The following is a 14,585-nucleotide window of genomic DNA, read 5'->3' as shown; positions in this document are numbered from 1 at the left end:
ACCGGCAAAAACACGCGCGACAGGCGACATCGGCGCCGGTGAGACTGCCGATTGTGATCCGGATCGCCTGAGCAATGCGTCAGGGTAAGAGCTCTGCCGCTCCAGGTTCGGGGCGGGCTCCGAAATGGCCGGTCGAGCCGATCATTAGCGACCGCTTGGGGAGGGGCAGGCCGCGCTCGAACACGACGATGCTGTTGTAGACACAGATCGAATTCGTCGTACGGGTGAACTCGGTCGGCTGCATCGCCCCGTTCGAGAGATCCGCGTTCAACTCGTCGATCAGGTCCTTCGTCATCTCGATGAAGGTGCCCTGGCGCCTGAGCCCGCCGCCGAATTCCGGCCAATAGGCCGTGTGCAAATCCTCGACGAGGTAGATCCCGGTGCTCGGCATGCGCCGGTAAAGATGGGCAAAGGTCGCGCAGACATCGCTCATCACGTGGGAGCCGTCGTCGACCACGATGTCAGGGATGCCGAACTCGGCGATCACCCGGTCGAGGAAAGCACCGTCGGCCTGATCGCCGATCCTCACTTGGATCTGATCATCCTCGAAGGCCTTGCATTCCGGCCGGATATCGATGCCGATGTAACGGGCGTAGGGCCCGATATAGCGTTTCCACATCTGCAGCGAGCCCCCGTCGCCGCAGCCGATCTCAAGAAACTTGATCGGCCTTCCAATCGAGGCTGAGAAATGGCGCTCATAGACCGGAAAGTAATGGCTCCATTTATGGATCGTACGGCCCGTATTGGTTTGAAAATCGCTCCAAAGACCCATGGCCGGCTCCATAATGGAAGCGCTCACAACTCCTTTTTTATTCGCACGATCAGACGACTATAGCAAAGCCTACAGAAGTAGCATTATCACCGGCCATAACAACCTCAGTGAACATTCCCGCCGCACCGCCGCCGGGCGCCCCTGCCCCAGCCTCCTTTTCGGTAATAAAAAACCCGCCGCGGGCGAAGCCGGGGCGGGTTGTCGGGAAGCGGGCGCAGGTGCGACCTCCTCCGATGCCGAGAGGCTTACTCCGCGGCGGCGGGGGCCTTGGCCGGCGCGTCCTTGGCCGGCTTGGTGCGATCGGTGCGCTCGACGATACGGGCCGACTTCCCGCGACGGTCGCGCAGGTAGTACAGCTTGGCGCGGCGCACCTTGCCCCGGCGGACCACCTTGATCGAATCGATCATCGGGGAGTGGACCGGGAAGACGCGCTCCACGCCCTCGCCATAGGAGATCTTACGGACGGTGAAGCTTTCGTTGAGTCCGCCACCGGACCGGGCGATGCACACGCCCTCGTAGGCCTGGACGCGGGTGCGGTCGCCTTCCTTGACGCGCACGTTGACGATGACCGTGTCGCCCGGCTCGAAATCGGGAATGGTCTTGGCGAGGCGCGCGACTTCCTCGCGCTCCAGCTGCTCGATGATGTTCATGGCAATGCTCCAGCCGTTGTGCCGCACCGCCCCGTATGGGCAGCGAGCACCAGGATTTCGGCGATCCTGTTGTGAGTTGGCCGGGTCCCTACACGAGCATGGGGCGCTTGTCGATGCCTCCCGCGGCTGTCGCGGTCAGTCCAGGTCCGCCGCCGCCTCGATGCGGGCCATATCGTCGTCGGACAACCCGAAATGATGGCCGATCTCGTGGACGAGCACGTGGGTGACGAGGTCGCCAAGGGTTTCCGCGTGCTCGGCCCAGTAGTCGAGGATCGGTCGGCGATACAACCAGACCGCGTTGGGCATCTGGCCCGTCGCAATCTCCCCGGACTGGGCAAGGCCAACGCCGCGGAACAGTCCGAGCAGGTCGAACTCGGTCTCGCAATCCATCTCCATTAGGGTAGCGTCGTCCGGGAAATCCACCACGTGGATCGCCAGCCCGTCGCACCGGCCGCGGAAGGCATCGGGCAGCGCGGCGAAGGCCTGGTGAGCCAGGGCCTCGATCTCCGCAAGACCGGGCGCGCGCAGCGATGCGGTCTGGGTCATAACTGTCCGATCTCCGGCTGCACGCAACCAACGAGGAACCCTGCGAGGTCGTCGGTGATGTGGTCGATATGCGGTTCGTGCACCGCCTCCTGCTCGAAGGCCTCCCGGTAGGGATCGGTGATCCGGGGCACGACGAGCACCGTCGCCATGCCCAGGTCGTGCGGCACGGCGAGGTTGCGGGCGATGTCTTCGAACAGGGCCGCCCGGGTCGGGTCGATGCCGTGAGCGGTCAGGAACCGCTCATAGGTGACCCGCTCCGGCTTGGGCACGAAGTCGGCGTCCGCGATGTCGAAGACATCTTCAAAATGGTCCAGGATGCCCAGCTTGGCCGCAACGTTCTCCGCGTGGCGGCGGGAGCCGTTGGTGAGGATGAGCTTGCGGCCGGGCAGCTTCTCGATGGCCGCGCCGAGGGGGGCATCGAGCTTGATGCTCGAATGGTCGATGTCGTGGGCGAAGTCGAGGAAGTCATGGGGATCGACCCCCTCCTCCACCATCAGTGCCTTCAGGGTGGTCCCATAGCGGTGGTAGAAATACTTCTGCAGGGAACGGGCCGAGATCGCGTCGAGACCGTAGAGGCGCATCACGTAGAGGGTGATGCGCTCGTCCACCTGCGGCCAGACCCGCGCATCGCTCGGATAGAGCGTGTTGTCGAGGTCGAACACCCAGGTATCGACTTGGCCGAAGCCGCGGGCGCCAGGTCCGGTGAAGTGGTCTTGCGTCGGTTGGTACAAGGGGCCCGTCGCAGGCGAGAGGAGCGGCCGAGGCCGGGCGACGACAATGCGCGGAGACGGCCGAGGTTGCTAGCCCCGGCGAATCAGCGTGCCTGCTCCATAATTCGTGAACAGTTCCAGCAGCACGGCGTGGTTCACCTTCCCGTCGAGGATGACCACCGCCTCCACGCCCCGGTCGAGGGCGTACATGCAGGTCTCGATCTTCGGGATCATGCCGCCGGTGATGGTGCCGTCGGCGATCAGCCGCCGGCAATCCTCCACCGTCAGCTCCGGGATGAGCTTCTTGTCCTTGTCGAGGACGCCGGGAACATCCGTCAAGAGGAGCAGCCGCTTGGCCCGGAGCGCCCCGGCGATGGCGCCGGCGAAGGTGTCGGCGTTGACATTGTAGGTCTGCCCGTCGGCGCCGTAGGCCACCGGGGCGAGGACCGGAATCAGTTCGGCCTTCAGCACGGCATCCAGGACGCCGCGCTCGACATGCTCCGGCTCGCCGACGAGGCCGAGGTCGAGGATCTGCTCCTCGTGGCTCTCGGGGTCGCGGTAGGTCTTCAGGGCGCGGCGGGCGCGCACCATGTTCCCGTCCTTGCCGCACAGGCCGATCGCCCGCCCGCCCTGGCCGGAGATCCACCCGACGAGCTGTTTATTGATGGAGCCGGCGAGCACCATCTCCACCACCTCGACGGTGGCGGCGTCGGTCACGCGCAGGCCGCCGCGGAACTCCGACTGAATCCCGAGCCGGTCGAGCATCTTCCCGATCTGCGGGCCGCCGCCGTGGACCACCAGGGGCTTCAGCCCCGACTGCTCCAGAAGCACCACGTCCTGTGCGAAGGTCTGCGCTGCCTCCGGGTCGCCCATGGCGTGGCCGCCGTACTTGATGAGCACGATCTCCTGATCGTAGCGCTGCATATGGGGCAGCGCCTGGGCGAGGATTTCCGCTCGCACGTGGACGTTCGGGAGTTCGGTCATCGCGGTCCTTCGCCAAGGTCCTTTGCCGAGGACCCCCGCCGCGACCTCCGCCGGGGATCCGGCAGGGTTCGGGCCCCGGGGCGGGGTGCTTCTACAGGACTTGTCCGAACCTTAGAAGCGCCGATCGCGCTGGAGGGACCGACATCGCACTGTCAAAAAACCGTCGTGTTTTGGCTGTGTTGCTGCCGCGTTTGAGGCCGGGTCGCCGATGCGGCCCGTTTGCGCCAACGCCGATCAACGCACCCGCTGAACCGCAGCGCGTCGTCCGGCCGGCTGCGGGAGATCCGAATGCGTATCGCGATGATCGGGGCGGGATATGTCGGGCTGGTGTCCGGCGCCTGCCTCGCCGATTTCGGGCACGACGTCGTCTGCATCGATCGGGATCCCGCCAAGATCGCCGCCCTCGAGGCCGGCCGGATGCCTATCTACGAGCCGGGGCTCGAAGCCCTCGTCGCCGACAACGTCCGCCAGGGCCGCCTCTCGTTCGGGACGACGCTCAAGGAGGCCGTGGCCGAAGCGAACGCCGTCTTCATCGCGGTCGGCACGCCCTCGCGGCGGGGCGACGGCTTCGCCGACCTGTCCTTCGTCTACGATGCGGCCCGGGAAATTGCCGGTGCCCTGTCGGGCTATACGGTGGTCGTCACTAAATCGACCGTCCCCGTGGGAACGGGCGACGAGGTGGAGCGCATCGTCCGCGAATGCGCCCCCCGGGCGGATTTCGCGGTGGTGTCGAACCCGGAATTCCTCCGCGAGGGCGCGGCCATCGGCGACTTCAAGCGCCCCGACCGGATCGTCGTTGGCACCGAGGATCCGCGGGCGGAGGCCGTGATGCGGGAGGTCTACCGTCCCCTCTACCTGAACGCCTCGCCGATCCTCGTCACCGGTCGCCGGACCGCGGAGCTGACCAAGTACGCAGCCAACGCATTCCTGGCGGCCAAGATTACCTTCATCAACGAGATGGCCGACCTGTGCGAGGCCGTGGGGGCCGACGTGCAGGCGGTCGCCCGGGGGATCGGCCTGGACGGACGCATCGGCACCAAGTTCCTCCACGCCGGGCCCGGATATGGCGGATCCTGCTTCCCCAAAGACACCCTCGCCCTGGCCAAGACCGCCCAAGACCATGGGATGCCCCTACGGATCGTCGAGACGGTGGTGGCCGTCAACGACCAGCGCAAGCGGGCGATGGCCCGCAAGGTGATCCGCGCGTGCGGCGGCTCCGTCCGCGGCAAGACAGTCGCCCTCCTCGGCCTGACCTTCAAGCCCGACACCGACGACATGCGCGAGGCGCCGTCTCTGGCGATCGCGGCCGGCCTGCAGGATGCGGGGGCCAAGGTGCGGGCCTACGATCCGGAGGGAATGGAACAGGCTCGCCCCCTGCTTCCGACGGTCGCATTCGCCGACGATGCCTATTCCTGCGCGGCCGAGGCCGACGCCATCGTCATCGTGACGGAATGGAACGCGTTCCGCGGCCTCGACCTCGAACGTCTTCGCCGGGTGATGCGCACACCCGTTATGGTTGATCTGCGCAACATCTACGACCCCAATGCTGCGTTGCGGCATGGTTTCGTCTATCAGGGCGTTGGACGTTCTTCCGGCGGCGTATCGGCCCCGGTGTCCTGACCCGGACCGACTGCGTCCGATCACCGAAATACTGACCTTTCGCGCCGGCCGATGTGTCCAAAATTCGGCCGGCGTCACCTGTGCATTGCGCAAGCTGCACAATTGACGCGCCCCCACACGCCCTGTTCCCATGGTTAGGTTGCCAAGATGGGGCGCAATCCCCGCACCAAAATTGGCTTTTATGCGGCGGCGATTGTGGATGGGGCTGATGAATACATGTCACATGCTCCCGCAATTTCACTCTAGGCCATAGTCCTTCGGTGGCGCGTGGTTGGACACCGCATTGACGCCATACTAAGGGACCAGATGGTCCTCACTCGCCGAAGGCCGAGCCACATTTCACTCACGAGCGCCCGCGAACCGAACGTGACACAACGCACAGACATCGCGATCGTCGGACGCGCCTGCCGACTGCCCGGGGCACCGAGTGTCGAGGGGCTCTGGCAGATGCTCTCGGAAGGCCGCTGCGCCGTCAGCAAGCTGCCACCCGACCGTTTCTCCCTTGAACGGTTCCTGCATCCCCGGGCGCACGAGCGCGGAAAGAGCTACACCTTCGCGGCGGGCGCCCTCGACGACGTCTGGTCGTTCGACCCGGCGGTGTTCGGCATTTCGCCCCGCGAAGCCGAGCAGATGGATCCGCAGCAGCGCATGCTGCTTGAACTGACCTGGGAAGCCCTCGAGGATGCCGGGCTCCGGCCGTCGGCGGTGGCGGGCAGCCAGATCGGCGTATTCGTGGGCGCCTCGTCCCTCGACTACGGCAACCTGCGCATCATGGATGCGCCTTCGGGCGATGCCTATACGGCCACAGGCAACACCCTCTCGATCCTCTCGAACCGCATCTCCTACATCTACGACCTGAAGGGTCCGAGCTTCACGGTCGACACCGCCTGCTCGTCGTCCCTCGTGGCCTTCGACAACGCCGTCCAGGCGATCCAGTCGGGGCGGATCGACACGGCGATCGTCGCCGGCGTGAACGTGCTGGCGAGCCCGTTCAACTTCATCTGTTTCTCCGCCGCGCAGATGCTCTCGCGGACCGGCCTGTGTCAGGCGTTCTCCAAGAACGCCGACGGCTATGTGCGCTCCGAAGGGGGCGTGGTGCTCGTGCTGCGCTCCGCCGAGGCGGCCCGCCGGGCGGGCTCCACCGTGCGGGCAGTGGTCGCCGCGACTGGCGTCAACTCCGATGGGCGCACCACCGGCATCTCGCTGCCGTCCGGCTACGCGCAGGCGGCGCTGCTGGAGAAGGTCTACCGCGACGCCGAGATCGCGGTGGACGACCTCGCCTTCATGGAGGCCCACGGAACCGGCACGCCCGTCGGCGATCCGATCGAGGCATCGGCCATCGGCACAAAGCTCGGCAAGGGGCGGAAGGAGCCCCTGCCGATGGGCTCGATCAAGACGAATATCGGCCATACCGAACCGGTCTCGGGCCTTGCCGGCCTGATGAAGGCGACGCTCGCCCTCGAGCACAACCTTGTGCCGCCCTCGCTGCATGCGGCCGAGCTGAACCCCGACATTCCCTTCGACGAACTCAACCTTCAGGTAGTGCGCCAGGGGCTGCCCCTCACCCGCGGGCCGCGGCAGCGCTTCGCCGGGGTGAATTCCTTCGGCTTCGGCGGCACCAACGCCCACGTCGTCATCACCGATGCCGAGCCGGTGCCGGCCGTGCGCGCCGAGCCGTCGCAGGCGCCGCAGGTTCTGATGATCTCGGCGCAGAGCCGCGCCGCCCTCAACGAGTTGGCTCTGGACTACGCTGAGCGTTTCGAGGCCGAGCCTGACGCGGTGGCGGAGATCGCCGCGGCGGTGGCCCACCGCCGGGAGCGCATGTCGACCCGCCTCGCCGTCTCCCTCGACGGCAAGGCGGATGTCGCCGCGGCCCTGCGCGCCATCGGCGAGGGCGAGGATACCGACGCCGCCCTGACCGGCACCGCCGTCGACCGCGCCGCCGAGGTCGCGTTCGTCTATTCCGGCAACGGCAGCCAGTGGGCCGGGATGGGCCGGGAGGCCTACGAGGAGAACGCCGCGTTCCGCGCCGCGTTCGACCGGATCGACGCGCTGTTCCAGACCCATGCGGACTGGTCCCTGAAGGACGCCCTCTACGCCGACGATCTGGACGAGCGGTTGGTTCTCACCAGCGTCTCGCAGCCGCTGATCTTCGCCATCGAGAGCGCCTCCACGGCGGCCCTGCGGGCCAAGGGCCTCTTCCCGACCTATGTGCTCGGTCACAGCGTGGGCGAGATCGCGGCGGCCGAGGCCGCCGGGATCCTGACCCTGGAGGATGCGGTCAAGGTCATCTACTACCGCAGCCACCACCAGGAGACGACCCACGGCCAGGGCACCATGGCGGTGCTGCTGATGCCGGTGGAGGAAGTGCCCGCCTTCCTCAAGGATTTCCCGAGCCTCGACCTTGCGGCGACCAACAGCCCGAAGGCGGTGACCGTCGCCGGACCGGTGGCCGACATCGACGCCGCCCTCAAGGCCCTGTCGCGGAAGCGCCGCCGCGGCCGCAAGCTCGACCTCGCCTACGCCTTCCACGGCCGGCTGATGGACCCGACCGAAAAGCCCCTGCTGCGCGACCTCGCCGGCCTTCGGCCGCAGGCGGGCACCGTGACGATGATGTCCACTGTGACTGGCGCGGCCCTGGCCGGATCGGCCTTCGGGCCGACCTACTGGTGGCGCAACATCCGCGAGCCGGTGCGCTTCAGCGAGGCCGTGCAGGAAGCCACGCGCCAGGGTGCCCGGGTCTTCGTGGAGGTCGGCCCTCGCGCGACGCTGATGTCTCACGTCGGCGACGCCGTCGAACCCCTGGGCATCGAGATCGCCACCGTCGGCGTGATGCACCGGAAGGCGTCGGGCGGCGACCCGATCGCCAAGGCCGTCAACGGCGCCCTGGTCCTCGGCGCTGCGGTGGACGAAGAGAAGCTGTTCGGCACGGAGCCCAAGGGCGACGTGCGCCTGCCGACCTATCCCTGGCAGCGGCGCCCCTTCCGCCTGCACGACACGACGGAGAGCGTCGGCGCCCTGAGCCCTCGCCCCTACCATCCGCTGATCGGTTCCAGGGCCGAGGCGGACGGGCTGGAATGGCACGGCTACGTCGATCCCGAGACGGTGCCCGAACTGGAGGACCACCGGGTCGAGGGGCAGGTCATCATGCCCGGCGCCGGCTTCGTGGAGATGGCCCTGTCCGCAGCCCGGGCGGCCCTGAAGGACGATTCGGTCATCCTCTCGGAATTCGAGATCGTCGCGCCGATGATCTTCGCCGAGGACGCCCTGCGCGAGGTGACCGTGCGCCTCTCGGGCTCGGGCAACGGCATCCAGGTGCTGAGCCGCCCCCGCCTGACCCAGACGCCCTGGCAGCTCCACGCCCAGGCCAAGGTCGTGGAGGGCGAGTTCTCGCCACCGCGCAAGCCCGATCTGAACGGCTTCGACTTCGACACCGCGGGCGACCACGTCCTGTCCGGCGAGGCGCTCTACGGCCGCGCCGTGGCCGCGGGCCTCGGCTTCGGCCCGAGCTTCCGGCAGGTCGCCATGGCCGCCCGGATCGACGACGCCACGATCGTCGCCGACCTCAAGCCCGCCGAAGCCGATCCGCGTTACGCGATGGTGCCGTCGCGGCTTGACGCCTGTTTCCACGGCCTGATCCTGCTCTTCGCCGACCTCCTCGGTGAGGGCGCTGGCAAGGCCTACATCCCCGTGCGCTTCGGCGAGATCCGTCTTGTCCAGCCCGGTGCCGTCATTGCGCGCTCGGTCATCCGCACCCGGCGCTGCAACGAGCGGTCGATACTGGCCGACTTCACCCTCCTCGATCCCGCAGGGGAGGTCGTTGCGACCATCCGCGAGGGTCGTTTCCAGGCCCTCCGCAGCAAGGGCGGCGACGAGCTCGCCGCCTATGCCATCTCCCAAGTGGCGGAACTCGCCACCGAGCCGACGGCGATCCCCGCTGAGCGCCGCCCGAGCGTAGCCGTGCGCCTGCGCCCGCTGTCCGCGGGCGTGAAGGGGTCGGCCGAAGCCTCCCTGTCGCCGGGGCACCTGTTGCTCGAAGGCTGGGCCACCTCCCTGGCCTACCGGCTGGCGAAGGGGCTCGCGGACGCGTCCGGCACCGTTGCGCTGGCGGATCCCCGCCTGCCGGCGGCCCTGCGTCCCTGGCTGGTGAACGGCCTCTACGCCCTGGAGAGCAGCGGCCTCGCCGAGCACGAAGGCGGTGCGTGGCGGCTCGGCGACGGTTCGGCCCTGCCGGCCCCCGATGAGATCATGCGGTGGATCGCCGCCGATCATCCCGACCTCTCTGCGGAACTGGTTCTCGTGGCCGATGTCGGCGCCACTGTCGACCGTATCCTGGCGGGCGACGTCGCCGAGGCGCCGAACCTTCCGTCGAGCGCCGTGGACGCCTTTGTTCTCCGCTCGGCCACGTCCCGTCACTCCGCCAACACGGTCGCGGCCGTGCTGGACCAGGCCCTCGGCCAATTGCCGAAGGAGCGGGCCCTGCGGGTGCTGCAGGTCGGCTACGGCCCCCTCTCCGCCCAGGCGGCGACCTTCGCCGTCACGGCCGAGGCGCGGTTCACCATCCTCGAGACCGACCGGCGGCTGGCCGAGCGGGCCCGTCTCTCCTTCGGCCGCACGGCGACCCTCGTCGAGGCTGCCACTGAACTCGCACCGGGCGGGTTCGACCTCATCATCGCGGCGGGCAGCCTGCACCGGGGTGAGCGCGGACTCCTGAAGGACCTGTCGCAGGCCCTCGCGACCGGCGGCCTGATGGTGGCCGTCGAGCCGGGTATCTCCCTCTTCTGCGACCTTGTCTTCGGCCTGACCCCCGAATGGTTCGAGGACGGTGCCGGCGACATGCCGATCGGCCGCCTGGACGACATCGGCGGCTGGCAACGGAGCTTGAGTGCGGCGGGCCTCGTGTCGGTGTCCGTGGACCGGGCGATCTCCGGCAACGGTGACGACCTGCTCCTCGTGGCCGAGGCCCCTGCCCGGCCGATGCCGGCTCCGGCCCAGAGCTTCGCCTTTATCATTGGCTCGGACGACGACTTCGCCGCCGAGACGGCATCCTCCCTCGCCACGCTCCTCGTGGCGGGCGGGGTCCACGTCTCCATCATTCTCGACTCCGAGACGTCTTTGATGGAGCTGGAGAGGGAGACCCCGGACACGGTGGTGTTCCTGGCCGGTGCCTTCTCCCGCGGCGGCGAGGCAGCCGAGAGGTTGCGCGACCGTTGCCTCAGTCTGAAGCGCTGCGTCGAGCATCTCGGCGCCCGCCAGACCGGTCTGTGGATCGTGGCGCCCGGCGCCACCCGCGACCGGGGCGGCCAGACGACCAACGTGGAGGCCGGCGTGTGGGCCTTCAGCCGCACCCTGGCCAACGAGGTGCCGAACCTCGACATCCGGCGCATCGACCTCTCGCCCGAGATGTCGTCGAAGCGCGCCTCCGAGCGTCTGCGCGACCTCATCCTCTCCGGTACGCCTGAGACCGAGATCGTGCTCGACGACGAGTGCACGCAGGTGGTCCGCTTCCACGCGGGTCGTCCGCGGCATCGGGATCCGGCGGACACCGTGCCCGCCGAGGCCGCACGCCTCGAACGCAGCAACACGGGTGGCCTCAACGAGATGGTCTGGGGGCCGGCGGAGCGCCGCACGCCCGGCCGCGGCGAGATGGAGATCGCCGTCGAGGCCACCGGCCTGAACTTCCGCGACGTGCTCTGGGCGCTCTCGATGCTGCCTGAGGAGATCCTGGAGGACGGCTTTGCCGGCCCGCGCCTCGGCCTCGAATGCGCCGGCACGGTGAGCGCCGTCGGGCCGGGGGTGAAGGGCTTCAAGGTCGGTGATCCGGTCGTGGCCTTCGCTCAGTCCGGCTTCTCGACGCACATCGTGGTGCCCGACCTCGTCGTCGCGCCGATGCCCCAGGGCGTCGATCCCATGGCGGCGGCCACCGTGCCGGTGGCCTTCCTCACCGCCTACTACGCCCTCGTCTCCTGTGCCCGGATGCGGCGCGGGGAATGGGTGCTGGTCCATGGTGGGGCGGGCGGCGTCGGCTTGGCGGCCCTGCAGATCGCCAAGCTGAAGGGCGCCCGCGTCATCGCGACGGCGGGGTCCCGGGAGAAGCGTGCCCTCGTCAAGGCGCTGGGGGCGGAGCACGTCCTCGATTCTCGCTCGCTCGCCTTCGTGGACGACGTGCGGGCGATCACGGGTGAGGGTGTCGACATCGTCCTCAATAGCCTGTTCGGCGAGGCGATGGAGCGTTCGCTCAACGCCCTGCGGCCGTTCGGGCGCTTCGTGGAACTGGGCAAGCGCGACTATGTCGCCAACACCCATATCGGCCTGCGGCCGTTCCGGCGGAACCTCAGCTACTTCGGCGTCGACCTCGATCAGGTGATCCAGCACCAGGGCGACGACGGCGCGCGGATGTTCCGCGAGGTGATGGCCCTGTTCAACGACGGCGGCCTGAAGCCCCTGCCCTATCAGCCCTTTACCGCGGCCGAGACCTCGGACGCGTTCCGGCTGATGCAGCAGTCCGGCCATATCGGAAAGATCGTGATCAGCCCGCCCAAGGCGGGGTCGGTCCTCAAGGATGTGGCGAAGCCGTTCGCCGTATCCCCCGAGGGCGTCCACCTCGTCACCGGCGGTCTCGGGGGCTTCGGCTTGGAGGCGGCCCGCTGGCTGGCGGATCGGGGCGCGAGGCACATCGTCCTGTCGGGCCGCAAGGGCGCGACCACCGACGAGGCCAAGGCGCTGCTCGCCGAACTGTCGGAGCGCGGCGTCAGGGTCGAGGCGAAGGCGGTCGACATCACCAGCCGCTCGGCGGTGGACAGGATGCTTGCCGAGATCGAAGGCGGCGGGCGCAAGCTGGCGGGCGTGATCCATGCGGCGGCGGTGCTGCAGGACGGTCTCGTCGCCAACCTGGACGTCTCGGCCCTCGATGCGGTGATCGGCCCGAAGGTGATCGGCGCGCAGCACCTCGACGCCGCCACCCGGGACCGCGTACTCGACTACTTCGTGCTGTTCTCCTCGGCTACGACCTTCATCGGCAACCCGGGCCAGGGCTCCTACGTCGCCGCCAACGGCTTCATGGAGGGCCTTGCCCGCCAGCGCCGCCGCCGGGGGCTTCCGGCCCTGGCGGTCGCCTGGGGCGCCATCGGCGACGTGGGCATGCTCGCGCGCAACAAGGCGGTGATGGAGACCCTGGCCGGCCGCGTCGGCGTGACCCCGATGGAAGCCCGGCGCTGCCTCGACCTGATGGCAGAGGCCTTGTCCAGCCAGGGCCATGCCCCCGACGAGGCGGTGATCGCCATCGCTGCCATGCATTGGGGCAAGGCCCGCGAGCGCCTCGCGACCATGCGCTCGCCGAGCTACGCGGAACTCGGCTCCGATCAGGTGGCCGAGGCCGGTTCGGTTCAGGCGATCAGCATCGCGTCCCTCCTGAAGGGCTCGGATGTCGACACGGTGCGCAAGACCGTGTCGGACGCCATCGTCGAGGACATCGCCCGGATCCTCCGCCTGCCGAAGGACGATATCAGCCGGGTGCGTCAGCTCTCGGAGATCGGCCTGGACTCGCTGATGGGCGTGGAGCTGGGGGCGAGCCTGCAGGAGCGTTTCGGCCTCGAATCGCCCCCTGCCGGCCTGTCCTCGGGCATGACCGTCAACGAGCTGTCGGAGTCCTTAATTCAGGCGGTTTCCGCGCCCATGGACGACACGGCCGGAGTGGCCATGAGCCTGATGGCCAAGCATATCGGCGGTGAGGTCAGTGCGAGCGTCATGGCTCCGCTGCGCGACCTTATCGAAGCCCGCGAGAACGAGAGCAAAGAGATTCAGCAATGACGCAATCGGCGCGGCCCGACGGCGGGCGTGCGGCCCTTGCCGGCTTCGTGACGAACCGGCTCGGGCGGGCGACCCCGCGCCCGGCGCCAGCCAAGGCGCCCGAAGTGTCGCGGTCCAGCGCGGCGCAGAACTTCGAAAACCTGCCTGGCTACCGGGAATTGAAGCTCCAGCGCTCGGCGGCGGAGCTGATCGGGCTCGGAAACCCGTTCTTCCGGGTCCACGACGCCAAGGCCGGCGCGACCACCCGGATCGACCAGAAGTCCTTCACGAACTTCTCGTCCTACGATTACCTGGGGTTGAACGGGCACCCGAAGGTCAGCGGCGCCGCCCGGGAGGCCATCGAGTCCTACGGCACCTCGGCGTCGGCCAGCCGCGTGGTGGCGGGTGAGCGTCCGGGGCACATCAGCCTCGAGCAGGCGCTCGCCGCGCATTATCACACCGAAGGCTGCGTGGTGATGGTGAGCGGGCACGCCACCAACGTCACCACGATCGGCGCCCTGCTGGAGGCCGGCGACGTGGTGTTCCACGACGCGCTCTCCCACAACAGCATCGTCACCGGTGTTCAGCTTTCCGGGGCGCAGCGCCGCTCCTTCCCCCACAACGACCTCGATGCCCTGGAGACCATGCTCCAGGCGACCCGTCACGAGCACCGCAGGGCGATGATCGTGATCGAGGGCCTCTACAGCATGGACGGCGACGCGCCGGACCTCGCCGGCTTCGTCGCCCTGAAGAAGCGCTACGACGCGTGGCTCATGGTGGACGAGGCCCACGGCCTCGGCGTGACCGGCCGGACCGGTGCCGGCCTGTTCGAGCATTGCGGTGTCGACCCGAAGGAGGTCGACATCTGGATGGGCACCCTGTCCAAGACCCTTTCGGCCTGCGGCGGCTATATTTGCGGCCCGATCACGCTGATCGAGTATCTCAAGCATACGGCCGGTGGGTTCGTGTACAGCGTGGGCATGTCGCCTCCCCTCGCCGCGGCGGCGGAGTCCGCGCTCGCGGTGATGCAGGCCGAGCCGGAGCGCGTCGAGCGCCTGCGGCGCAACGGCAACCTCTTCCTGGCCACGGCCCGCAAGCTCGGGCTCGATACGGGGTTCAGCCTCGGCCTCGCGGTGATCCCGGTCATCGTCGGGGATTCCCTGAAGGCGGTGACGCTGTCCGACCGGCTGTTCAAGCGGGGCATTAACGTGCAGCCGATCATCCATCCGGCCGTGCCGGAGCGCAGCTCGCGCCTTCGCTTCTTCCTGACCTCGGAGCATACGCCCGAGCAGATCACCGACACCGTGAATGCGGTGGCGGAGGAAATCGCCGCTATCGACAAGGGCGGCTCGCTGATTGAGCAGCTGCTCGCCAAGCGGTGAAGCGACCCGCGCCAGGCAGCAGGCTCCGACGCGGACATCGGCTAATAGAACGGGCGCGGACCGAAGGGTCCGCGCCCGTTTTCGTTGAAGAAAGTCCTCTGCCTTACCGCGAGTAGCTGTAGACGGCGGCGGC

The 14,585-nt window shown here is 68.2% G+C and carries 8 protein-coding genes; 3 read left to right on the top strand and 5 right to left on the bottom strand.

Features of this window, described 5'->3' with window-relative positions:
* Positions 1-79 precede the first annotated feature (79 nt).
* The 5 genes from MFF22_RS18775 to argB form a co-directional block, all read right to left on the bottom strand.
* Positions 80-772 carry a class I SAM-dependent methyltransferase gene (locus MFF22_RS18775; protein WP_238250832.1) on the bottom strand — a complete coding sequence of 231 codons (693 nt, stop codon included), beginning with the start codon at positions 770-772 and terminating at the stop codon, positions 80-82.
* A gap of 245 nt (positions 773-1,017) precedes the next feature.
* Entirely contained in the window at positions 1,018-1,422 is a 405-nt protein-coding gene (gene rplS / locus MFF22_RS18770; RefSeq protein WP_238250830.1) for a 50S ribosomal protein L19, read from the bottom strand.
* Between the two features lie 135 nt (positions 1,423-1,557).
* A complete protein-coding gene (locus tag MFF22_RS18765) occupies positions 1,558-1,968 on the bottom strand; it encodes a metallopeptidase family protein (RefSeq protein WP_238250829.1) in 411 nt (136 codons plus the stop codon).
* On the bottom strand, positions 1,965-2,699 hold the full coding sequence (locus MFF22_RS18760) for a pyrimidine 5'-nucleotidase (protein ID WP_238250820.1): 735 nt from the start codon (positions 2,697-2,699) through the stop codon (positions 1,965-1,967). Before MFF22_RS18760 ends, MFF22_RS18765 begins: the two co-directional genes overlap by 4 nt.
* Positions 2,700-2,768: 69 nt before the next feature.
* Positions 2,769-3,662 (bottom strand): acetylglutamate kinase, encoded by an 894-nt coding sequence (gene argB, locus MFF22_RS18755; protein WP_238250812.1) that lies wholly within the window; start codon positions 3,660-3,662, stop codon positions 2,769-2,771.
* Positions 3,663-3,950: 288 nt separating this feature from the next.
* Between argB and MFF22_RS18750 the strand changes: the two genes are divergently transcribed.
* From MFF22_RS18750 to MFF22_RS18740, 3 genes are all read left to right on the top strand, one after another.
* The gene (locus MFF22_RS18750; protein WP_238250810.1) at positions 3,951-5,282 is read left to right on the top strand and encodes a UDP-glucose dehydrogenase family protein; all 1,332 of its coding nucleotides are present in this window, start codon (positions 3,951-3,953) and stop codon (positions 5,280-5,282) included.
* Positions 5,283-5,648: 366 nt separating this feature from the next.
* Positions 5,649-13,091, top strand: coding sequence for a type I polyketide synthase (locus MFF22_RS18745; protein WP_238250808.1), 7,443 nt, complete (start codon positions 5,649-5,651; stop codon positions 13,089-13,091).
* On the top strand, positions 13,088-14,452 hold the full coding sequence (locus MFF22_RS18740; protein WP_238250806.1) for an aminotransferase class I/II-fold pyridoxal phosphate-dependent enzyme: 1,365 nt from the start codon (positions 13,088-13,090) through the stop codon (positions 14,450-14,452). The genes MFF22_RS18745 and MFF22_RS18740 overlap by 4 nt, the downstream gene beginning before the upstream one ends.
* Positions 14,453-14,585 lie beyond the last annotated feature (133 nt).

This window comes from Methylobacterium persicinum (assembly GCF_022179525.1).
Classification (GTDB): Bacteria; Pseudomonadota; Alphaproteobacteria; order Rhizobiales; family Beijerinckiaceae; genus Methylobacterium; species Methylobacterium persicinum.
This window is presented reverse-complemented; position numbering and strand designations above follow the sequence as displayed.